This is a genomic window from Mucilaginibacter sp. (assembly GCF_028288205.1).
GTDB lineage: Bacteria > Bacteroidota > Bacteroidia > Sphingobacteriales > Sphingobacteriaceae > Mucilaginibacter.
Map to the genome: position 1 here is coordinate 22,302 of NZ_JAQBOD010000045.1, position 22,492 is coordinate 44,793.

The following is a 22,492-nucleotide window of genomic DNA, read 5'->3' on the forward strand; positions in this document are numbered from 1 at the left end:
ACTTAGTAATTATAAAAAAAGCCGCTTATCGCACAGAAATAATAAAAAACATTACATCTTATTATTTAAATGCATCAGTTTAATTAAATTAGCCTTTCAAACTGATCTCTTAAAACAATGAAAAAACTACTTCTCGCTATTTGCCTGGTAACGTGCTTTACCGGTATTTATGCCCAACGCGGCTCTCAAATGTCTCCCACTGCTACAGCTGAAGCTGCCTACATTAAAGACCATTACGTTAAAACAGAACAAATGATACCCATGCGCGATGGCGCAAAACTGTTTTGCACCATTTATTCACCCAAAGACAAAAGTCAGAAATTTCCTATCCTCATGACCCGTACGCCTTATAGCGCGGGCCCTTATGGTGCTACTTATAAAACCTCGTTAGGGCAAGACACTGCCTTAACCCACGAGGGTTTTATTTTTGTTTATGAGGATGTGCGCGGCCGCTATATGAGCGAAGGCGATTTTATAAATGTGCGCCCGCAAATAGATGCTGCTGCTAAAAAAGCAGGCGTAAAAACAGACGAAAGTACCGATACTTACGACACCATTGACTGGCTGGTAAAAAATCTGCCAAATAATAATGGCCGTGTAGGTATAGAAGGTATTTCCTACCCGGGCTTTTACTCGACCGCTTCTTTACCAAATGCCCACCCGGCTTTAAAAGCAGTATCGCCACAAGCGCCGGTTACCGAATGGTTCAAAGGTGACGACTTTCACCATAACGGTGTATTTTTTGAGATGGATGCTTTTGCGTTCCTGACCAGCTTTGGTGTACCAAGACCAAAACCAGTGCCCCGTTATTTGAACGGGATACCTAATGCTTATAAGGACAATTATAAATTTTACCTTGAAATGGGTGCCCTGCCTAATTTTAAAAAGAAATACCTGGGCGACTCGGTTAAGTTTTGGGATGATATGATGAACCACCCTAACTACGATTCGTTTTGGCAACGGATGAGCATATTGCCACATTTAACCAACATTAAGCCAGCCGTATTAACAGTCGGCGGATTTTTTGATGCAGAGGATGCTTATGGTGCACAAAAGGTTTATAAAGCGATAGAAAAACAAAACCCCGGAGCCAAAAACATGCTGGTATTGGGGCCATGGTACCACGGTGGCTGGGAACGCAGCGAGGGCCGTTACTTTGGCGACCAGGATTTTGAATCGAACGCCAGTTTGTGGTTCCAGGAAAATGTGCAGTTGCCATTTTTTAATTATTACCTAAAAGATAAAGGCAAAATGGATCTGCCTGAAGCTACTATATTTATCAGCGGCGAAAACAAATGGCATAAGTTTGCTACATGGCCGCCAAAAAATACGATCGAAAAAAGCTTATACCTGCAGGCTAATGGCAAACTGTCATTTACCGCGCCAAAGGCGGCAACAAGTTTTGACGAATATGTAAGCGACCCTGCCACACCGGTACCTTACCAGGATGGCGTGCAGCGGGCTCGTACCCGCGAGTATATGCTGGACGATCAGCGCTTTGCATCGCGGAGGTCTGATGTTAAAACTTATCAAACAGATGCTTTGACAGAAGATATCACTTTAACCGGCCCGGTTATGGCAAACCTATTCTCGTCAACCACAGGTACTGATGCGGATTATGTAGTGAAACTGATTGACGTTTTCCCGGATGATTTCCTTAATACCGATCCAACCCCATACACCAAAAACCCGGTTATGGGTGGTTACCAGATGCTTATACGCGGTGAAATATTCAGGGGCCGTTTCCGTAATTCGTTTGAGCACCCGGAAGCATTTGTACCGGGTAAGGTTACTAATATTAAGTATGATCTGCCCGATGTTGGCCATACCTTTAAAAAGGGCCACCGCATTATGATACAGATACAAAACACGTGGTTCCCGCTTGGCGACCGCAACCCGCAAAAATTTGTAGATATTTATAAAGCTAAGGACTCGGACTTTCAAAAAGCTACCATCAGGATTTATCATGATGCAGCTGCGCCGTCAAGCGTAAAGGTTACCGTGTTACAATAGTCGCAACTTAAAAAGGCGATGGGCTTTACCCATCGCTTTTTTAATTATCTTTAAACATATTATTTTAACAATGAAACTACACCGATCATTGCTGGTATTGCTGTCGGTATATTTCAATTGCGGTCATGCTCAAAATATCATCGCTAAATACCCTTTTAATCTGGATATTTTAGAGCATTTTTCCGTCAACTTGACCAACGATACTATTATCCCAATATATAAAAAAAGGCCATGACTGGCATTATTTCCGAGGTTCAAAAGAACTGTTTAAATTAATATTAAACCTGATCTAATGTTTTACAATAACGTTTTGTTATTCAAAATCGGCGATCTTTATAATTACTTTAATAATCAAGGAATGAAAGTTCTTCCCTTTAATTATAAATGGATCTATCAAAATGGAACTATAGCTATCAATTTAAAAGATGAGGTTGTTCTGTTCAATAAAAACAAAGAAGAGTTTATTTATTACAAACCCAACGACAAATAATACATATTACAATAAAATAAAATTCATGAAACTTCGCTACTCACTATTCATCCTTTTAGGGGTCATCACATTTAGCGCGAAAGCGCAACTCATGGCGCCTAAGGACAAATTTACCCGCGCTGATTCTTTGCGCGGCTACCTTACGCCCTTGCGTACTTGCTATGATATTAATTATTATCATCTGGATGTGAAGTTTGATATCGATAAAAAATTCATCAGCGGCAGCAACCTGTTTAAGTTTACTGCTACGCAGGATTTTACCAAGTTGCAGTTTGACCTGTTTGCCAATTTTACGGTTGAAAAAGTTGTTTATAAAGGAAAAGAACTGCCCTATACCCGCGAGTTTAACGCGGTTTTTGTAACATTCCCCCAAACCATAACAAAGGGTAGCAAAGATGAGTTTACCGTTTACTATTCGGGCAACCCAACCATTGCTAAAAATGCCCCATGGGATGGTGGTGTAGTTTATAAAACAGACTCGCTGGGCAAGTCATGGGTGGCTACAGCCTGCCAGGGTGTAGGTGCAAGTATCTGGTGGCCCAATAAAGACCAGCAGGCTGATGAGGTTGACAGTATCCTGATAAGTATTAGTGTACCTAAAGGTTTGACGGATGTATCAAACGGTCGCCTGCGTAAAAAAACCGACCTGAAAGATGGCTATACACGGTTTGATTGGTTTGTGGCTAACCCTATAAATAACTATGATGTAGCTGCCAACATTGCAGATTATGCACATTTCTCTGACGTTTACAATGGCGAAAAAGGCAAGCTGACAACAGATTTCTGGGTATTGTCATATAACCTGGAGAAAGCTAAAAAACAATTTGCTGCAAACGTACCGCGTATGCTAAAAGCATTTGAGTATTGGTTTGGCCCGTATCCGTGGTATGAAGATGGTTATAAACTGGTTGAAACACCGCACCTGGGCATGGAGCATCAAAGCGCTGTGGCTTATGGCAACCATTACGTTAACGGCTATTATGCCGGTAACCGGGGTAATCCAAGCGGCATTGATCTTTCAGGTACCGGGTTAGGTTTAACCTGGGATTATATCATCGTGCATGAAAGCGGGCATGAGTGGTTCGGTAATAATATAACATCAAAAGATATTGGCGATATGTGGATACATGAAAGCTTTACCGATTATTCTGAATCGTTATTTATTGAGAGCACATCTGATAAACAGAAGGGCCAGGAATATGTTAACGGCTTACGCAGAACCATACGAAACGGCACCCCGATTGTTGGGCCATATAACGTGAACAAGGAAGGCTCTGGCGATATGTATAATAAAGGCTCTGTGATTTTAAATATGACAAGAACCATTATTAATGATGATGAAAAATGGCGTGGCATATTGCGTGGCTTAAACAAAACCTTTTATCATCAAACGGTTACTTATGATGATATTACCAGGTACATAAGCGATAAGGCCGGCATAAATTTACTACCTGTGTTTGACCAGTACCTGCATTATCCTCACCTGCCGATAGTGGAGTTTGCCACTATTAACGGCAAATTAAACGCTAAATATATTGCTGATGCATTTGGATTTAATATGCCGTTAAAAGTAAGAGCTAAAGGCGGCGAGTATAAATTTATTAAACCCGGGAAAGGAGTTTTTACCCCGGTAGGTATTGACGGTATTACTAAAGATAATTTAGAGGTTGATACATTTAATTATTATGTTGGTGTAATTGTTGATTAATTTTTAATGTAACGTTTTTTATAAATCTAACGTCCTATACAAAAACTAAACATAGCTATCATGAAACTGATCAAAATTTTTATCGCGCTGATACTGGTTACAGGTGCAGGGCAAACATTTGCAAAATCTAAAGCAAACAGTAACGATATCGAAGATCGCCACCTTACAGGCTTCCACGCAGTTGATGTTGCCGGCTCATTTAATGTATATATCACCCAGGGAGCAACAGAATCTGTTAAGGTGGAAGCACCCGCTAATATAATACGCCATATTGTTACCGAAGTTAAGGGCGGCACATTAAAGATTTTTAATAAGGACCACTTTAGCTGGGGTAGTCTTTTTGGCGGTGGTAACAGAAAGATAGTTATTTATGTTACCATTAAAGACGTTAACAGCATAGCCCTTACCGGGTCTGGCGATGTTTATTTTAAAGACGGCATCAATGCTAACACTTTGCGCCTGTCGTTAACCGGGTCAGGTGATCTTTATGGCAAAATAAACGTAAAAACCTTAGTTAGCGATATTACCGGATCTGGTGATATTAAAGTTTCGGGCCGTGCCGACAACTCAAAAATAAGTATAACAGGCTCTGGCGATTATTCGGGCCGCGATCTTGTTACTGTAAATACAGTGGCACATGTTGGCGGATCAGGCGATGCCTCTGTAGATGTAAACGGCAACCTTGAGGCCAGCGTTACCGGCTCGGGCGATGTACATTATAGCGGCAACCCAAAGAGTGTCTCCAAATCAAAAACAGGTAGCGGGAGTATCGAGAGGAATTAAACTATCTCAACCCTCTCCTTTGGAGAGGGACCTTAAAAAAGAGCGCTGACCTTCGCTAGCGCTCTTTTTTATTACTCTACGTCATTGCGTTAGCGTAGCAATGACAGATTATCTATCCGCACTAAACCTCTTCAATACCTTCCTCCCTAAATCATAACTTATTCTAAAAGCTTCCTGGTTATCATTTAAATATCCCGGCGAGAAATGGAAGCTGGCTATAAATTGTCCCTGAATGTTTTTGAATTTAAAGGGGGTGTAAATAATATCTATACGGTTATAGGTTGGTTTGGAATAGTATGAATCACCATAATCAATATGGCTGCCTTTCCCATGGTAAAACTCTTCGTATAACGCTATTTTATGATAGCTTAGGTAAGCATTAAATACAAACCCTGCCGGGGTTTTAAAGCCATTTACACCACGCTCACGCTCTAAAGAGAACAATCCCCCTGCTTCAAACGACAGGGAATCAAAAACCGTTTTATGACTAAAATCTAATCCCAGTTTTATTATGCCACCGCCGTTATCGCTAATATGATCGTTAGGTAATAACACCTCTGCCCCGGCATCATGCATCAGCAAAAAATAATGCGATATATAAAACGGCCCGTAAGCATTTGGCTTGTACCTGCCTGAAAAACCGAATAAAAACTGCTCGCGCTGGGTAACTGTTTGCCTGCTTACCCAATCTATCCAGCCTGTTTCTGTAAAGTTTTCGTTTTGGTAGCGGGCCAGTAAGCCTTCTACATTGGGGCGGTAATAGCGCAGGGTATCATTTAATAAAGCACGGGGATAATCGCTTATCAATCCTTCGCGCGGAAATTCGCCGGCATAAAAATTCCAGTTTTTACCGGTGTATTTATAGTATGCTACCGGGTCTACCTTACCAAAAAACGGAATGGCACCAAACTCATGCAGCGCATTGGCACCAACAATAAAATGGTTCAGGCTATCCAGGTTCAATCCAAAATCAATAGTAGTACGCGTGCCGGAAAAGGTATGCGAACGCGGTATAAAAGCTTTATACTCCCGGTTATCTAAAAACCCAAGTCCGTTAAAATTAATGTCCAGGCTTTGTTGTGCAATAGCCGCTGTACTTGTTATAGCCGAAATTATAAGGAGTATGTAAACCTTTTTAAACATAAATATCTTTTTTATTCAACTTCCAGATCAATGACCCGGCTATTCTTGCTCCCCTCAAACGGTGTGGTACGTATAGAAAACATCATTTCGTACTTGCCTTTTTGCGGCGCGATTAAATGGAACGTGAAATGCGTGCTTTCACCGGGTTTTAAACTGATGTTATTAAAACTATCATCGCCCCGTTGCAATAATATCTCACCATCATTCCTAAAAAAACAAGCGCCAAACACTACTTCATGCTTAACCCCAATATTACTGAAATTTATGCTGTAAGGATATGGATTTGTAATGGTTAAATCAATATCCTTTTTTTCGCCTGAATGTAATTTTAATTGATGGATGGTCGTCTCGACCTTTACCTTTTGATAGGTACGTACATCATCTACCCACTCAACATACCAGCTCCAGTTTTTTGTTTTTATTGAATCTGTGGTAGCTGTATTGGGCGAATCAATTAAATGCAATACACGCTGGTGCCGCATTTTCTCTTCGATGGGCCAAATATCAAACTGGGTTAAACGATAGTACCTTGAATCGTATGAAAAACCTTTTAGCGTATTGGTGTAATAATCATACTTAGATGGATCCTGGAACCCGTTATCCATAATAACATAGGCATTACCGGCTTTTTGTTGTACCACATGCGCCCATTTTTTAAAACCAAAATAACTTTTTATCTGCCCTATCTGTAAAACAAACGGAAGAGAAAATATAATGCTTACCCTGAACAATACAATTATGGTCATGTTAATTAACGCGGCCCTGTAAAACCATGTCAAACTTGTATTTGCCTGTTTGAATTTTATTAATGCCAGCATAACCAGCGGCGCGAAAGCTATCAGGGTCCAGTGCGGTTGGGCTTCTCCCCTAAAGGTGGATAGGAAAAAGAATATAAATGTGCCAATGCCATTTACCAGCAAACACCTGGTAAAGGCATCCCTAATTTTAATGCTGAAAGCACTGTAAAGTACAAACCAGCTGATGATAGGTCCGGCCATTAGCAGCTGCCCCGGGATATATAACCAGCTGTTGGAAGGATTATACCTGGCTGCCGATCGTTCATACAGATGATAATTGATGGATGGATATCCATGATTTACCTGCCATAAAATATGTGGCATATATAATACAAGTGCTAATACTGCAATTAAATAAAACGATGGTCGCTTTAATAACTTAATGTTACTTATAACGGTAAATGCAACCAGTAATACCGCATGATATTTACTGTATAACATACATGCTATAATTACGCCTAATATCAGCGCCAGCGACCACTTATCCTCATCAATATATTTTTGGTAGAAGTAGTAAAACAGCACCGCGAAAAAGAACAGCGGCGCATCCGGCGTAGTAGTAAAGCCATAAATATGAAATATGAGCGTACCCGATACCACCAGTATAAACGCCCAGGCATCAACTGCATATTTTTTAAGGATGAGCCATAATATATAGATGGACGCGCTGCTGGTTAATATCGTAATAAGGCGCAAACCCAACTCATTATGCATTATACTATCGCCTGCGCGGATAAACAGGGCCACCATGGGCGGGTGATCAAAATAACCCCAGTCTAAAAAACGGGAATATACCCAGTAGTAAGCCTCGTCGGCATGCAGTTCAAGAGTATAGGCTTGTATAAGATTTAAAACTGTCCAGCATATTAAAAAAAACCAAACGGGTTTATCAGATTGTACAGAATTTTGCTGTTGCGACGACAATGGCATTTAAAAGCTAAGTTCAATAAACGCAAATGTATATAAATAATTGCTGTGCCAAGACAAATGTATTTAAGCAGATTAGCTTACATTAGCCCGATATTTTATAACTCATGTTCAAATCAATCGAAATAATAAAAATGCCGAGGCTTAGCTTGGTTAAGCTTACCGAAGGGCTTACTATTGAACAACTAAACAAAATTCCCGCAGGTTTTAATAATAACATTATCTGGAACCTGGCGCATATGATTGCCGCGCAGCAGGGTTTGTGCTATAGGCGCGCCGGTATAGATACCATAGTTGATGAAACCTTTTTCATGACCTATAAGCCCGATACCAAACCCGAAAAGTTTATTAATGCTGCCGAACTGGAGACTATAAAAGCGCTATTGATATCAACCGTTGATCAATTAGAAACAGATATTAAAAATAACCTGTTCACCAACTATACGCCCTGGACAACCCGCTATGGTGTCGAAATAAATAATATTAGCGAAGCGGTTAATTTTTTGCCGTTTCATGATGGATTGCATGTAGGATATATTATGGCGCTGAAGAGGGCTTTGTAAAATAAGTGTAGGTACCTACAAGTGCCTACATCCATATACACTGGCAAAATGGTGTCACCATTTTTTTGTTTTTAATATATAAAGACCCACTTCCAATGCGTCATTGCGAGGAACGAAGCAATCTCTACGTAGGACAGTTAAAAAGAATATTGTTTTTGATAGCACTTCAAACAAACGTTTTTCTGATTGATTAGCGTATGTAGAGATTGCTTCGTTCCTCGCAATGACGTGATTATAAGTTATTGATTATCAATACAATTAAAATTTACATCTCGAACATAGTAAGAGATCTATACACGCGCTAAGCAGACGGATTGAAATGCATAGATTTCTCGCTACCGCTCGAAATGACAACGAGTTTTATATAGTTTCCCTTTCTTCACACGTCATAACGATTTTTTTCAGGGTTGGCTCTGATGGGTACTCGGAATGACGTGGTGATAAATATTGAAGGCCCGGAAAAACCGGGCCTTCAATATTTAAAAGTCTCCCCTACCGGGGGAGATTTAGAGGGGACTACACGCCCAACAACAATCTCGCAGGATCTTCCAGCAACTGTTTAACCCTTACCAGGAAGCTTACCGATTCACGGCCATCAACAATGCGGTGGTCATAAGATAAAGCTACATACATCATCGGGCGGATAACTACCTGGCCGTTTACGGCAACAGGGCGCTCAATAATATTATGCATACCCAAAATAGCCGATTGCGGCGAGTTAATTATAGGTGTAGACAGCATAGAACCAAACACACCACCGTTGGTGATAGTGAACGTTCCGCCAGTCATTTCTTCTAATGATAGTTTATTGTCGCGAGCCTTTCCGGCTAAAGCTACTACCGCTTTTTCAATTTCGGCAAGGCTCATGCCATCCGCGTTACGGATAACAGGCACTACCAATCCTTTAGGGGCAGACACCGCTATAGAAATATCGGTAAAGTTGCTATATACCACTTCTTCGCCTTCTATGCGTGCGCCAACCGAAGGCCATTCTTTTAACGCCTCGGTAACCGCTTTGGTGAAGAACGACATAAAGCCTAAGCCAACACCATGTTTTTCTTTAAATTTATCTTTGTATTTACTGCGGATCTCCATTATTGGCGACATATCCACTTCGTTAAAAGTAGTTAACATCGCTGTTTCGTTTTTAACGGCAACCAGGCGCCTGGCAACTGTTTTACGCAACGGCGACATTTTTTCGCGGCGCTCACTTCTTTCGCCAACCTTTACAGGGGCGGCAGGAGTTGGTACCGGCGCGGGAGCCGGTGCAGCAGCTGCTGCGGTCCTGTTTTGCGGATTTTCTGAAGCCTTATCTATTGATAATGCGTCCTCTTTAGTAATACGGCCATTAACGCCTGTACCTGTTAGAGCAGCCGGGTCGACACCTTTTTCGGCTAATATTTTTGCAGCAGCAGGCGATGGTGTGCCCGACGCATAGGTAGTTCCTTTTTCGGCAGTGGCAGCAACCGGCACGGCCTCTGCTTTTGCGGCAGGTGCAGCTTCAGCCTTAGGTGCAGGTGCCACGGCAGCTCCTCCTCCATCCTCAATACTGCAAACAACAGCGCCGATGGCTAAAACATCACCCTCTTTTGCTATTGTTTTTAATACGCCCGCTTTTTCGGCAGTAAGCTCAAAAGTAGCTTTATCAGATTCCAGTTCGGCAATGGCTTCATCCATCGCTACGGTATCGCCGTCTTTTTTTAGCCAGCTTGATAAGGTTACCTCTGTAATTGATTCGCCTACCGGCGGAACTTTAATTTCTAAACTCATTTTTGGTTAGTTGTAAGTTTTATATATGAAAGATTTGACAACTCCTAAAAAGTTGTCAAATCTTTATAAGTTGTAAGCTATTAATCAGCTCCGGCAACAGCCATTTTTTCGGCTGTTTTTTTAACTGTATCTTTTAATTTTTTGCCTGCAGGCGATTCAAACGCTTTCGATATAATATATAATTGCTGCGCCGCATGCTGTTTGGCGAAGCCGGTAGCTGTACTGCTGCTTTCATTACGTGATATAATATCAAATTTCAAAGCTTCCTCTGTACGCGATTTACGATACAGGTATGGCCATGCACCCATATTCTCAGGCTCTTCCTGTACCCATATGAAATCTGTCGCTTTAGTGTATTTGGCCCTGATTTTGGCTAACTGCTGTACAGGAGTTGGATACAATTGCTCCAAACGAACTATGGCTATATCTTTACGCTCATCAACCTGTTGTTTCTCTAACAGGTCATAATACACCTTGCCAGAGCAAAACAATACGCGTTTAACTTTTTTAGCATCAGCGTAAGTATCATCTATAACCTCTTTGAAAGTGCCATCAGTAAAATCTGCCAGAGGCGATACACATTTAGGATTACGCAATAAGCTTTTTGGTGTAAATATGATTAATGGCTTGCGGAAATCGCGGGCCAGCTGGCGGCGCAATATGTGGAAGAAGTTAGCCGGGGTGGTACAATTTGCTACCTGGATATTATTCTCAGCACAAAGCTCCATAAAGCGCTCAATACGTGCTGATGAATGCTCAGGCCCCTGGCCCTCATAACCATGAGGCAATAACATTACCAGGCCATTACCACGCTGCCATTTGGTTTCGGCACTTACTATGTATTGGTCAACAATGGTTTGCGCGCCGTTAAAGAAATCGCCAAACTGTGCTTCCCATATAGTTAAGGCGTTAGGGTTTGCCAGAGCATAGCCATATTCAAAACCTAAAACACCATATTCTGATAATAATGAATTATATATGCTGAATTTCCCGCCGCCTATAGTATCCAATGGCGTGTATTCGTCTTCCGAATCGGCCAGTGTTAGTACCGCGTGGCGATGCGAGAAAGTACCCCTCTTCACATCCTCACCGCTTAAACGCACCGGGTGGCCATCTTTTAATAAGCTACCATAAGCCATTAACTCGCCCATGGCCCAATCAAAAGTTTGGGTAGTGTTAACCATTTTGCTGCGCTCTTCAAACAGCTTTTCAATTTTCTTGAAAAACTGTTTGCCTTTAGGCAGGTCTGTTATTTTTTTACCGATAGTTAATAGTTCTTCTTTAGATACAGCTGTATTTACAGGCACGTTAAAATCCGCGTCGGTAGCTAAGTGCAATCCGTTCCAGGCACCTGCAAACATTGGTATAGATTCTGTAAACTTGTCCTCCGCTTTTGATTCGTTCAGTTCTTCCTGCAGTAAGCTGCGGAAATCCTTTTCCATTTCCTTCACCTCGGCATCATTAATAACACCTTCGGCCATTAGCTTGCTCAAATAAACCTCACGCGGGTTGGGGTGTGACTCAATGGCTTTGTACAATATAGGCTGGGTAAACTTAGGCTCATCCGCCTCATTATGGCCATACCTGCGGTAACATAATATATCTATAAACACATCATCATGAAAAACCTGGCGATATTCCATAGCCATGTTAATTACATAAGCCAAAGCCTCAACATCATCACCATTAACATGAAAAACAGGCGATAAAACCGTTTTTGCCACATCAGTACAATAAGTACTTGAACGGGCATCAATAAAGTTGGTGGTAAAACCTATCTGGTTATTAATAACCAGGTGAATGGTGCCGCCTGTGCGGTAGCCATCCAGTTTTTCCATTTGTAAAACTTCGTATACAATACCCTGGCCTGCTACAGAAGCATCACCATGTATCAATATCGGCGCTATTTTGGTATGATCGCCGTTGTATTTAAAATCAATTTTTGAGCGGGTTAAACCTTCAACAACCGGATCAACCGCTTCTAAATGCGATGGATTAGGGCATAGGCTCAAGTGTACTTTTTTACCATTTTCGGCCTCAACATCTGTCGAGAAACCTAAGTGATATTTAACGTCACCACCCGCGGTCGAATCTTCGTCATAATTTTTACCTTCAAACTCAGAGAATATTTCTTTGTAGGTTTTCTTCATGATATTAGCCAGCACGTTTAAGCGTCCGCGGTGAGCCATACCTATGGTAAATTCTTCAATACCTAAAGTTGCTCCCTTTTGGATAACAGAATCCATTGCAGGTATTAAAGCCTCGGCACCTTCTAACGAGAAGCGCTTTTGCCCAAGAAATTTTGTGCCCAGAAAATTTTCGAAAATAACGGCTTCGCTCACTTTGCGCAGCATCAGCTTTTTCTCTTCTGCAGAAAACGACGGCTTGTTACGCTGACTTTCCATCCTGTCCTGGAACCATTTAACCTTTATAGGGTTACGTATATAATGGTATTCTGTGCCTATTGTACCACAATAGGTTTCTTCAAGCATTTGAAGAATATCGCGCAATTTAGACGGACCCATTCCAACTTCAACACCTGCATTAAATACAGTGTCAAGATCTGATTTAGCCAGGCCAAAGGTCTCCAGTTCCTTCCCCGGAAAATATTGACGACGATCACGTACAGGGTTGGTTTTTGCAAACAGGTGCCCCCTGCCGCGGTAGCCATCTATCATGTTGAGTACGTTGATCTCTTTTAAAAAATGATCGGGTGTTTCAGCACTTACTATAGGAGCCTGTGCCCCTCTGCCAAAATCAAACCCTTCAAAGAATTTTTGCCAACCAAAATCAACCGATTGGGGGTCTTGTTTATAAGCTTCGTATAGAGAATCTATAAAAGCTGCATTGCCATTATTTATATAATTGAGGCTATCCATTGTAAAGCAGTCTTAAAACAGTGCAAAAGTAAGCATAACGTATTATAAACTTTTAATTTAATTGTAAATGATTTACTACGTTTCCCACAAAAAAGCGCATTTTTTGTACTACCCGGGCAGATAGCAAATTTTAACAACAAATAAATGGTAAGATTAATGCAGAATTTTCTTGAGGAAAGCCCCCAGGTAACCCAAGCCTTCAAAAAGCATGGCCAGCAAGCCAATGATTATTGTAAATTGTTCAAATGGGTTCATATATCAAATATACAATGGTTTTAACAGCTACCCCATTATTACCTTATAGTATTTTTTAGACGATGGATTGGGTTAATTGTTACAGGACGGCGGTTACTTGATTTGAGACTATGCCTTGGTTTCGATGGATTGAAAATACAAATAATTCATCATACTACAAGCGGTAATAAACGTGCGCCGGTAACTCACCCGGTCATCGCTACGCTCGACCACCCTCTCTTCGCCTTTGGCGGAAAGAGGGTTATTTTATTTTTTTGATTATCCCAACCCTCTTTCCGCGCAGCGAAGAGAGGGTCGCGCATGAAGTGCCGCGGGTGAGTAACCGGCGCGCCTACCCCGCCGCCACCGTCTCCGGCAGCCAGGTACTTATAAAATCACTCTTGGTTTCCAGTTCGGTTGCTTGTTTGGTAATATTAAAATACCGGTTATCGCGCGGGTCATGGCCCAGGCCGGCAACAAAGGCCCAGTTGCCCCAGTTACTTGCCGGTGAATAGTCTATCAGTTTTTCTTCAAAATAAGCTACTCCTTTTTTCCAGTCTATACCCAAATCGCGCACTAAATAACCTGCTACCATTTGCCTGCTAAAATTGCCAATATAACCCGTGGCATTTAACTCATGCATGCTGGCATCAATAAATGGGATCCCTGTTTCACCATTTTTCCAGGTTTCAAAAAGTGCATGCTGCCTGGCAGATGGTTCGGTTTCTGCATCATCATTTGCAAAAAACTTTTTTCCATGCTTCTTGAACATGAACCTGAAGTAATCGCGCCATAATAACTCTAACAATAATGCACCCGTATGGATATGTGTTTCCTGTTCATGCTTTATAACCGCCCAATATACCTGCCGCATAGATATACAACCCAACGATATCCAGGGCGAAAGTTTAGAAGAATGATCGGCAGAGACATTACGCCCCTTGCCTGTAGTAACTGCATTACTGCTTTCAAAATATTCCTGCAAACGGGATAAAGCGGCTGTTTCTCCGCCTGTAAATTTTATTGCGGCACGCGGGTCATCAACAGGTTCATCCAAACCTAATTGCTGTAAGGTTGGCAATTCACCCGCATCAGCAATTTCCGGCGTATTAATATTTTCGGGAGTGTCAATACAAGGGCGCACATTACTGTCGCGCTCTACTTTTTTCTTGAAGGTAGCAAAGCTATCGGGTATGTCTTTTATCGGGAAAGGCAGGTCTTCTTTATGGTATAAAGTATGCCCTATAAAATGTTTAAGATTTAATCTTATTTTCCAGAGAGCGGTTTCTACCTGTTCAGATATATCGGTTTCTTCATAAGCTACCTCACGATGGTGATATACCTCGTTCACCTGATATTCTTCTGCCAATTGCGGTAATATTTCGGCAGGATTACCTATGCGGATAATTAATTCGCTGCCAAGGGCACGTAAGTTTTTTCGCAGATCGGCTACGGATTCTAAAAGGAAACGCGCCCTAAAATTGCCGGTCTTAGGAATCCCATCAGCAGTCTTTTGGAAATAATAAGGATCAAAACAATACACAGGCAATACTTTATCAGCTTTACGGATAGCCTCTAACAATATTTCATTATCATGGATACGCAAATCATTCCTAAACCAAACCAGTATTATTTTTTCACTCATATTGCTACCTACAAATTTGCAATTTATTTACTTTAATGTACGTTATATATCCAATATTTGACATGAAGCCAACATTTTTACTGTTGGATGAACAAAACTCTGCCCTAATATTCTAATTTAGCCGACTACAAAAACAGACCAGCTTGAAAAAATTCGCGGCGATTTTTGACATGGACGGCACTATGGTTGATAATACCCCTTATCACCTAAAATCATGGCAAACGCTATTTAAAAAATACAGCATGGGCGACCTTAGCCCTGAAACTTATTATACCCAAATAAGTGGCGTACCCATTATGGATACCTTAAAAAGGCTTTTTGCCGACGCTGATGAGTCCCGGTTAAGAGAACTGCTTAAGGAAAAGGAAGGACTTTATAAGCAACTATATGGTCCGTTTGTTACACCCATAAATGGACTGGAAAACTTTCTTATCGAATTAAAAAACGACGGTATAAAGTTGGCTATGGCATCATCAGCAACGATTGATGATATAGATTTTATATTGAGCCACGTACCTGTAAGAAAATATTTTGACGCTATTATTGATGGTAACCGGGTAAGCAAATCAAAACCCAATCCGCAGATATTTTTAAAGGCCGCCGATGATCTGGGCGTTAAACCCGAAGATTGCGTGGTGTTTGAAGATTCATTGGCTGGCATTAAAGCAGCCAACGCCGCGGGCATGAAAGTAATAGGTATAACAACCAGCCATCCGCCGGATAAACTACAACCGGCTGACCTTATTATAACTGATTTTACAGAACTTGATTTTCAAAAACTGGCTGATCTGTTCAATTAGCTTTTATATATTTAACCGCTATTAAAAATAAACCCATGCAACTAAAAAACACCTTTGTACACCATGTACATTTTTGGCTCAAAGATAAAGCCGACCTGCAAAAGCTAATTGAAGGTTTAAATATATTGGCACCCATTAGCCATGTGCGCGATATACATATCGGCATACCTGCCGACACACACCGCAGCGTTGTAGAGCGATCTTATGATGCTTCGTTATTGATATTGTTTGATAACCAGGCCGGGCATGATGCTTATCAAATACATCCCATACATGATGAGTTTGTAGCCAAATATGCGGGGCCGCTTTGTGAAAAGGTTGTGGTTACAGATGCGGTGAATGTGTAGTTAAATACTCATCAATTCAGCACCAGGCGTACGTGAGCGATTGGAAGTATATACCTAATTCACCATTCTCCCATCCAGATCAACAACCCTTGCAAACGGGTTAAGAAACTGGTTGGCCAGTATAGCAAACTCACGGCGGGTAATGGGCCGGTTCATATCAAAATCCGAAGCGAACTTATACGTTGTTTTCCATTCCTTTTGTATAGTGGTTTGAAATGTCTGAGGTTCTGTAAGTGTGATCTCACCGATAAAAGATAACAGGTTGCCCACGGTAAACTGTTCGCCCGGTTTATTCTTATTAAACCATATAAACGCGCGGCTGTATATTTCTGTTAAAACAGGTTTTATTTCTGTAGTATTAACTATCGCGTCCGGCAAAAAAACAAATTGCAAAGTATTACCATTTGTTTGTTGTATACCTTTAAGTAATCCTGTTGCGCTTATTTGCTGTATCGCCCTAAAATAACGGTCGGTTGTGTTAACATCGTCAAAAGGTAAAATGTAACCCTTAAAATCTAATAACTCGCCTTGTATCAGCCTTACTTTTAAATTTTTCTGAGTAGTTTTAAAAAACACGCAAAAGGCCGCCATTGTTCCGGCGCCCTGTCCTGCTGCCATTTGCATTGATAAATTTTGCAGGTCCGGCGCAATCCCCAGGGCTTTGTCAGCAATAAATAAGTTATCAGCGTCTTGCGCTACCAGCGCTTTAACAGGAAGATAATATGCCGGAGGTGGCGGGTACCCCGGTTTCAACAACTCATCCGCTTTTTTTAAAAAATCACCCGAAACAATAGCAGTGCGGTATAATTTATCGCTGTATGCCATTGCTGCCGGCAATTTAGCGCCTGCAGTAGTTACTACCTCGCCCGTTTCGGTAGCGTCAATTATTACTTTTGCTTTAATATAATCTGTTTTGCCATTTACGGTTATACTAACATTCCAGCCTGTTCCGTCTTTTTTAATAGCTGTATAGGATGTATTTAATTTTATGGCGAGATTTTTTGTGGTATCCGCTGTTTTTTTCAGGATAGCCGCACCTGTATAGGGTTCAAATTTTAAAGGCGCGTTGTAGGTAGTATCATAGCCGGGAATTTTTTTATAGAAGTTTTGTACATCTTTTCTAAACTGCCCCCAAATTCCGGAAGGTAAATTACTACCTGTAGTTATAACTTCCATCTTTTGCGACTGCATGCTTTCCAGCCAGCCGCCTTTAACCAGTAATATTGTTTTTACCTTGCTGTGCGCGCATTGCATAGCCGCGGCTACTGCGCCGGCACCGCTGCCAATAACCAGCACATCTGTTTTAATAGTTTCGGCATAGGTGAAATAGTAATTAAAAAATAGAATTAACAGGAATAATTTTTTCACCATTTGCTAAATAAACACATATCAAAACGCTAATTTAGTGCAAACCTTTTACTCATGATAAAAAATTCTGCGCGAAAGTATTTAATCCTATGCGCCACCTTCGTATTTAGCTTTGTTTTTGGTGCTTTTGTGTGGCACAAGGTAGAATTAAATCCCATAACTATTGGTATAGTGGGCGAAGCTCAAAAAATTATCGGGCTAACGTTTACACCTGCCCAAAGCGACTCCATGTTGACAATGCTTGATAACCAGGCAAAACAATACCAGGAATTGCGAAATCTTAAACTCCCTAACAGTATTGTACCTGCTTTAAATTTCAACCCCGTTCCAATTGGTTTTGCCGCACAGGATAAAACTAATGGCTTTAAATTATCAAAAGTTAGCGGGGTAAAATTCCCTGCAGATAAAAACGACCTGGCATTTTACTCTATAAGGCAATTAAGCGAATTGATCCGCACTAAACAGATCACATCGGTAGCGTTAACTCAATTCTTTTTAGATCGTTTAAAAAAATATAATTCAAAATTACTTTTTGTAGTAAGCTATACCGAAGAGCATGCACTTAAACAAGCGGCACAGGCTGATGCCGAAATAAAAGCGGGCAAATATCGCGGCGTTTTGCATGGCATTCCGTTCGGGGTAAAAGATCTGTTATCATCAGCCGATTCAAAAACCACCTTTGGCGCCGCGCCTTATAAGGAACAGGAATTACATATTGATGCCACTGTAGTTAAACGTCTGGAAGATGCAGGAGCAATATTGGTAGCCAAATTAAGTTTAGGCGAATTAGCCATGGGCGATACCTGGTTTGGCGGAATGACCCGCAATCCATGGAACATGACCCGCGGTTCCAGCGGGTCATCGGCAGGGCCGGCATCAACCGTTAGCGCGGGTTGCCTGCCATTTGCCATTGGTTCAGAAACGTTAGGTTCTATTGTATCCCCGTCTACCGAATGTGGCGATACCGGCTTGCGTCCCTCTTTTGGCCGTGTAAGCAAATATGGCGCAATGGCGTTAAGCTGGAGCATGGATAAACTGGGCCCCATAACACGCGATGTTGAAGATGCCGCTATTGTTTTTAATGCTATACAGGGTACCGACCCTAACGATTTAAGCACTATTGCCGCTCCGTTTAATTATGATGGCACCGTAAAGGACCTTAAAGGGTGGAAAATTGGTTATGTAAAAGCAGCCTTCGACAATAAATATGCTAACGCGACCAACGATTCGCTTACGCTTGTAAAACTAAAGGAGCTGGGTGCCCAACTTGTGCCTATTGATTACCCTGATATGCCTATAAGTGCTATAGGGCTGGTATTGGATGCCGAAGCCGGCGCCGCTTTCCAGGAATTGGTATTGAACAACAAAAGTGATATGCTGGCCCGTCAGGGTAAAAATGCATGGCCCAATATATTCCGCTCGGCGCAGTTTATTCCGGCGGTTGAATATGTCCAGGCCAATCGTGCCCGCACCCTGCTCATACAACAATGGTATGAGAAACTAAAAGGGTTGGATATATATATTGCACCGTCAATGGGTACTAATTTAAGGCTCACCAATTTAACCGGTAACCCTTGCGTAGTATTACCTAACGGATTAAATAAAAGAGGTTTACCCGCCAGCATTACTTTTATGGGCCAGCTTTTTGGCGAGGGCAAAACTTTAGAGGCTGCAAAAATTTACCAGGATGCGACCGACTTTAATAAAAAACATCCTACTTTGATCTTTTAATCAACATCAAGTACTATATGAGCACCACACCAAACGAGCAATTAAAATACCCTATCGGCAAATTTGTTCCACCCGCATCATACACCAACGAAGATATCCGTGGCTGGATAAATGATATAAAAGAACTGCCAGGCAAACTACGCCAGGTTATAATTACACTTAATGAAACACAACTGGATACCCCCTACCGCCCCGGAGGCTGGACGCTGAAGCAAGTAGTACATCACATGGCCGATAGCCACATGAACTCGTTAATTCGTTTTAAATGGGCGCTAACTGAAGATAAACCGGTAATAAAAGCCTACGAACAAACCGATTGGGCCATGCTGGCCGACTATCGCCTGCCGGTTGAACCTTCGTTAAAAATGCTGGAAGGCATACACCAACACCTGGTAGCCTTATTTGAAAGCTTTAGCGAAGAACAATGGGACAAGTATTTTGTGCACCCGGAAACAGGTGCTAACGTCACTTTAAAAAGAAATTTGGGTATATATGCGTGGCATGGCAAACATCATTTGGCGCATATAACGGAGACTATAAAGAGATTTTAATAAACCGGAATTGTTTAAATAAAATAATAGCTTTGATTTATAAACCTAAGTCAAACCTATGACACCACGCTCCTTCTGGACCATCCTGATAAAGTTATTGGGTATCTATATTATTTTACAATCATTAATTGCCATACCTCAATTTTTAGGCATTTATATGTTTTCACTACCCAGGCTAATATGTCGGGTAGTAACACTTTTTTATTTATTGAAGGTGCTTATTATATAACAATAGTTATTGTATACATAACTATTCTTGGTTTATGCATTTTCAAAACGGATTGGATAATTGATAAACTGCAATTAGACAAAGGCTATAATGACGAGCGCTTCGAGTTTAATATCCATCGCTCAACAATCTTAAAAATAGTTGTAATGGTAATCGGCGGCTTATTGATAGCCGATAGCTTTCCTTTATTTTGTCAGCAGCTATTAGCCTATTTTCAGCAATCTAACACGCTTGTATATAAGAAGTTTACAGATAGCCCCATATCAAAGTATATAGTGTTCTATTTGCTAAAAACATTTATCGGGTTCTTTATGCTTACTTGCAGCCGAATGATAGTAAATTATATAGAGTTGAAGCGAAAGAAAGCTGATCTTGAAACAGCAGTATAAAATTCAGATAAACGTTATCACCACATCATCGCTAACCGGGTGGCCGGTGCAGGTAAGTACCAGGCCATGAGCAAGATCAATATCGGTTAGTACATCGTTAACGGCCATTTCTATTTTGCCACTGGTGCAGGTGGCCGTACATGCCGAACAAACACCTGCCCTACAGCTATAAGGCAGCTTAATGTTGTTTTGCAAAGCGGCTTGCAGAATAGATTGATTTTCGCCAACAACCAGGTCATGCATCTCATTATTAAACAGGATGCGGATATTTTGGGGCGGATAATTAACAGCGCTGCTGCTAACTGCAACCGTTTGCAGTACAAAGTTTTCTTTGCGTATCTGGCTGCTCTCTAACCCCATATATAAAAGCGTTAGCCGTACCATGCGCATATAGGTAAACGGCCCGCACAGATAAAACTCCGCGTTAGCAAGGTTATAATATATATTTTGCTTTACCAGTTGCTCAACACTAATATTATTGAGCCGGTTGCCCTCGTTGCTCAACAGGTAAATTATTTTTAGCCTGTCGGGATGTTTAACCTGCAACTCATCCAGTTCTGTTTTAAATAAAACAGAAGCATTATCCTGACTGCTATAAATCAGGGTAACGCGGCTTTCGCCGGAGCGATTAAACATATATTTTAATTGCGAAAATACCGGCACTATCCCGCTGCCTGCCGCAAACAGCAGAATATCTTTAGGCGCCTTAAAATTTTTAATGGTAAACCGGCCCGCGGGTTCAACGGCGTTTATAATATCGCCTTGCTTTATCTTTGTTAACAGGAAACGTGATATCTCGCCGTTAGCAATGCGCTTTACGGTTATGGCCAATAACTTTTCATCGGGCGATGAGCTTAACGAGTACGACCTTCGGATCTCTTCCTCATGGTGCATAAATACCAGCGTAATAAATTGCCCGGCTGTATAGGTAATTTTTTTGCCCGATACCTCAGCAAAATAAAACGTAGCTGTATCTGCAGTTTCCCATTTTATAACCTCAACCCTTAACTGGAGCATACTATCAGGCCCTCAATACAATTTTACCGAATTGCAATGACTTGTCCATTTTTTCAACCGCTTTTCCCGCATCTGCTAACGAGAACACTTCATCAATTACCGGAACTATTTGATGTTGGGTCATAAAATCAAGCATATTCTTAAAATCTGTCGGTGTGCCCATTGTGGTACCCAACAACTGCAATTGCTTCCAGAATATTTTGCGGCCGTTAATAGCGGGCAAGTCGCCTGCGGTACCACCAAAAAACACAATACGGGCACCGGGATTACACAGGTCGGGGAATTTAGCAAAGCCCTCGCCAAGCGCGCTGTCTATAATAACATCAAAGCCCCCGGCTAAATGCTTTAATTCTTCGGCCCAATCCTGCGCCTTATAGTTTACGCCTGCCAAAGCACCCAATTGCCGCGCCATTTCAATCTTTTCGCCCTTGCCCGACGTTACAAACACCCTGCAGCCCGCGGCAACCGCCAATTGTAAGGCAAAGGCACCTGTGCCGCCACCTACCCCACTTATCAATACAGTATCGCCTTTTTTGGCTTTGGCTTTAGTGAATAACGCACGGTAAGCGGTTAAACCGGACAGCGGGGTCGCTGCTGCCTGTTCCCAGCTTAAATAAGTGGGTTTATTATACAGGTATTCTGCACGGGTTTTAACATATTCTGCAAAGGTGCCATCATCCGGCAGTCCCAATATTTTGAAATTTGCTGATTGGAATTCTTCATGTTCACCCCAATTATTAGCAGGGTTAATTATTACTTCTTTATTCAACCAAGTTGATTCAACGCCCTCACCTATTTCGGTAACAACACCTGCACCGTCTGAACCTAATATGGCTGGATATTTTAACCCCGCGTATTTGCCTATAGTTATCCAGTAATCGCGGCGGTTTAATGCAGCGGCTTTTATTTTTATTAAAACTTCGCCGGGGGCGAGGATTGGCTTTTCAACCTCTTTCCATACTAATGGCTTATCGGGTGCTTCAAGGACGTTGGCTTTCATAAAAAATTTAATAAAACTGTCATTGCTGTAAGCGATAGCGTGGCAATGACGCGAGGGTATGTTATTTTAAACAAAAAAAGGCAGCATATTGATTGCTGCCTTTTTAAA

Annotated in this window: 18 protein-coding genes; 10 read left to right on the forward strand and 8 right to left on the reverse strand. The window is 41.5% G+C overall.

The features are described from left to right. The first annotated feature begins 117 nt into the window (after positions 1–117). The 4 genes from JWR23_RS10605 to JWR23_RS10620 all read left to right on the forward strand — a co-directional run bounded on the left by JWR23_RS10605 (position 118) and on the right by JWR23_RS10620 (position 4,994). Entirely contained in the window at positions 118–2,013 is a 1,896-nt protein-coding gene (locus JWR23_RS10605) for a CocE/NonD family hydrolase (RefSeq protein WP_299515935.1), read from the forward strand. 358 nt (positions 2,014–2,371) lie between these two features. Continuing rightward, positions 2,372–2,503: a hypothetical protein gene (locus tag JWR23_RS10610; protein ID WP_299515937.1), complete on the forward strand. Its 132-nt coding sequence runs from the start codon at positions 2,372–2,374 to the stop codon at positions 2,501–2,503. Between the two features lie 25 nt (positions 2,504–2,528). Continuing rightward, entirely contained in the window at positions 2,529–4,211 is a 1,683-nt protein-coding gene (locus tag JWR23_RS10615; protein WP_299515938.1) for a M1 family metallopeptidase, read from the forward strand. A gap of 60 nt (positions 4,212–4,271) precedes the next feature. Beyond that, positions 4,272–4,994, forward strand: a complete 723-nt coding sequence (locus JWR23_RS10620) for a head GIN domain-containing protein (RefSeq protein ID WP_299515939.1) — start codon at positions 4,272–4,274, stop codon at positions 4,992–4,994. Positions 4,995–5,102: 108 nt separating this feature from the next. Here JWR23_RS10620 and JWR23_RS10625 read toward each other — a convergent pair whose 3' ends face one another. Continuing rightward, positions 5,103–6,137 (reverse strand): hypothetical protein, encoded by a 1,035-nt coding sequence (locus JWR23_RS10625; RefSeq protein ID WP_299515940.1) that lies wholly within the window; start codon positions 6,135–6,137, stop codon positions 5,103–5,105. Between the two features lie 11 nt (positions 6,138–6,148). Beyond that, positions 6,149–7,864: a glycosyltransferase family 39 protein gene (locus JWR23_RS10630; protein ID WP_299515942.1), complete on the reverse strand. Its 1,716-nt coding sequence runs from the start codon at positions 7,862–7,864 to the stop codon at positions 6,149–6,151. A 104-nt stretch (positions 7,865–7,968) separates the two neighbouring features. Here JWR23_RS10630 and JWR23_RS10635 point away from each other — a divergent pair, with 104 nt between their 5' ends. Next, positions 7,969–8,424, forward strand: a complete 456-nt coding sequence (locus tag JWR23_RS10635; RefSeq protein ID WP_299515945.1) for a DinB family protein — start codon at positions 7,969–7,971, stop codon at positions 8,422–8,424. Positions 8,425–8,940: 516 nt separating this feature from the next. On the opposite strand, the gene odhB is transcribed toward JWR23_RS10635, so the two are convergent. From odhB to JWR23_RS10650, 3 genes are all read right to left on the reverse strand, one after another. After that, complete coding sequence (odhB, locus tag JWR23_RS10640; RefSeq protein WP_299515947.1) at positions 8,941–10,194, reverse strand: 2-oxoglutarate dehydrogenase complex dihydrolipoyllysine-residue succinyltransferase; 1,254 nt, start codon at positions 10,192–10,194, stop codon at positions 8,941–8,943. An 80-nt stretch (positions 10,195–10,274) separates the two neighbouring features. Then, the gene (locus JWR23_RS10645; RefSeq protein WP_299515950.1) at positions 10,275–13,073 is read right to left on the reverse strand and encodes a 2-oxoglutarate dehydrogenase E1 component; all 2,799 of its coding nucleotides are present in this window, start codon (positions 13,071–13,073) and stop codon (positions 10,275–10,277) included. 586 nt (positions 13,074–13,659) lie between these two features. Beyond that, complete coding sequence (locus JWR23_RS10650; RefSeq protein ID WP_299515952.1) at positions 13,660–14,952, reverse strand: DASH family cryptochrome; 1,293 nt, start codon at positions 14,950–14,952, stop codon at positions 13,660–13,662. Positions 14,953–15,095: 143 nt separating this feature from the next. Between JWR23_RS10650 and JWR23_RS10655 the strand changes: the two genes are divergently transcribed. Then, positions 15,096–15,752 (forward strand): HAD family phosphatase, encoded by a 657-nt coding sequence (locus tag JWR23_RS10655; protein ID WP_299515954.1) that lies wholly within the window; start codon positions 15,096–15,098, stop codon positions 15,750–15,752. A 35-nt stretch (positions 15,753–15,787) separates the two neighbouring features. Further along, complete coding sequence (locus tag JWR23_RS10660; RefSeq protein ID WP_299515956.1) at positions 15,788–16,099, forward strand: Dabb family protein; 312 nt, start codon at positions 15,788–15,790, stop codon at positions 16,097–16,099. A gap of 54 nt (positions 16,100–16,153) precedes the next feature. On the opposite strand, the gene JWR23_RS10665 is transcribed toward JWR23_RS10660, so the two are convergent. Continuing rightward, complete coding sequence (locus JWR23_RS10665) at positions 16,154–17,470, reverse strand: FAD-dependent oxidoreductase (protein ID WP_299515958.1); 1,317 nt, start codon at positions 17,468–17,470, stop codon at positions 16,154–16,156. Between the two features lie 51 nt (positions 17,471–17,521). Here JWR23_RS10665 and JWR23_RS10670 point away from each other — a divergent pair, with 51 nt between their 5' ends. From JWR23_RS10670 to JWR23_RS10680, 3 genes are all read left to right on the forward strand, one after another. Next, positions 17,522–19,198 carry an amidase gene (locus JWR23_RS10670; RefSeq protein ID WP_299515960.1) on the forward strand — a complete coding sequence of 559 codons (1,677 nt, stop codon included), beginning with the start codon at positions 17,522–17,524 and terminating at the stop codon, positions 19,196–19,198. A 17-nt stretch (positions 19,199–19,215) separates the two neighbouring features. Then, positions 19,216–19,749, forward strand: coding sequence for a YfiT family bacillithiol transferase (locus tag JWR23_RS10675; RefSeq protein ID WP_299515962.1), 534 nt, complete (start codon positions 19,216–19,218; stop codon positions 19,747–19,749). Between the two features lie 180 nt (positions 19,750–19,929). Further along, the gene (locus JWR23_RS10680) at positions 19,930–20,367 is read left to right on the forward strand and encodes a hypothetical protein (protein WP_299515964.1); all 438 of its coding nucleotides are present in this window, start codon (positions 19,930–19,932) and stop codon (positions 20,365–20,367) included. Between the two features lie 3 nt (positions 20,368–20,370). Here the strand turns inward: JWR23_RS10680 and JWR23_RS10685 are convergent, their stop codons facing one another. Together JWR23_RS10685 and JWR23_RS10690 are read right to left on the reverse strand one after the other, a co-directional pair. After that, complete coding sequence (locus tag JWR23_RS10685) at positions 20,371–21,384, reverse strand: ferredoxin--NADP reductase (RefSeq protein ID WP_299515966.1); 1,014 nt, start codon at positions 21,382–21,384, stop codon at positions 20,371–20,373. 4 nt (positions 21,385–21,388) lie between these two features. Further along, a complete protein-coding gene (locus tag JWR23_RS10690; protein WP_299515968.1) occupies positions 21,389–22,384 on the reverse strand; it encodes a zinc-binding dehydrogenase in 996 nt (331 codons plus the stop codon). Between the last annotated feature and the right edge of the window lie 108 nt (positions 22,385–22,492).

What these genes read in the sequence shown, in the direction of transcription:
- JWR23_RS10605 (WP_299515935.1), top strand. Translation starts at nt 118, where the DNA reads ATGAAAAAACTACTTCTCGCTATTTGCCTGGTAACGTGCTTTACCGGT.
- JWR23_RS10610 (WP_299515937.1), top strand. Translation starts at nt 2,372, where the DNA reads ATGAAAGTTCTTCCCTTTAATTATAAATGGATCTATCAAAATGGAACT.
- JWR23_RS10615 (WP_299515938.1), top strand. Translation starts at nt 2,529, where the DNA reads ATGAAACTTCGCTACTCACTATTCATCCTTTTAGGGGTCATCACATTT.
- JWR23_RS10620 (WP_299515939.1), top strand. Translation starts at nt 4,272, where the DNA reads ATGAAACTGATCAAAATTTTTATCGCGCTGATACTGGTTACAGGTGCA.
- JWR23_RS10625 (WP_299515940.1), bottom strand. Translation starts at nt 6,137, where the DNA reads ATGTTTAAAAAGGTTTACATACTCCTTATAATTTCGGCTATAACAAGT.
- JWR23_RS10630 (WP_299515942.1), bottom strand. Translation starts at nt 7,864, where the DNA reads ATGCCATTGTCGTCGCAACAGCAAAATTCTGTACAATCTGATAAACCC.
- JWR23_RS10635 (WP_299515945.1), top strand. Translation starts at nt 7,969, where the DNA reads ATGTTCAAATCAATCGAAATAATAAAAATGCCGAGGCTTAGCTTGGTT.
- odhB (WP_299515947.1), bottom strand. Translation starts at nt 10,194, where the DNA reads ATGAGTTTAGAAATTAAAGTTCCGCCGGTAGGCGAATCAATTACAGAG.
- JWR23_RS10645 (WP_299515950.1), bottom strand. Translation starts at nt 13,073, where the DNA reads ATGGATAGCCTCAATTATATAAATAATGGCAATGCAGCTTTTATAGAT.
- JWR23_RS10650 (WP_299515952.1), bottom strand. Translation starts at nt 14,952, where the DNA reads ATGAGTGAAAAAATAATACTGGTTTGGTTTAGGAATGATTTGCGTATC.
- JWR23_RS10660 (WP_299515956.1), top strand. Translation starts at nt 15,788, where the DNA reads ATGCAACTAAAAAACACCTTTGTACACCATGTACATTTTTGGCTCAAA.
- JWR23_RS10665 (WP_299515958.1), bottom strand. Translation starts at nt 17,470, where the DNA reads ATGGTGAAAAAATTATTCCTGTTAATTCTATTTTTTAATTACTATTTC.
- JWR23_RS10670 (WP_299515960.1), top strand. Translation starts at nt 17,522, where the DNA reads ATGATAAAAAATTCTGCGCGAAAGTATTTAATCCTATGCGCCACCTTC.
- JWR23_RS10675 (WP_299515962.1), top strand. Translation starts at nt 19,216, where the DNA reads ATGAGCACCACACCAAACGAGCAATTAAAATACCCTATCGGCAAATTT.
- JWR23_RS10680 (WP_299515964.1), top strand. Translation starts at nt 19,930, where the DNA reads ATGTCGGGTAGTAACACTTTTTTATTTATTGAAGGTGCTTATTATATA.
- JWR23_RS10685 (WP_299515966.1), bottom strand. Translation starts at nt 21,384, where the DNA reads ATGCTCCAGTTAAGGGTTGAGGTTATAAAATGGGAAACTGCAGATACA.
- JWR23_RS10690 (WP_299515968.1), bottom strand. Translation starts at nt 22,384, where the DNA reads ATGAAAGCCAACGTCCTTGAAGCACCCGATAAGCCATTAGTATGGAAA.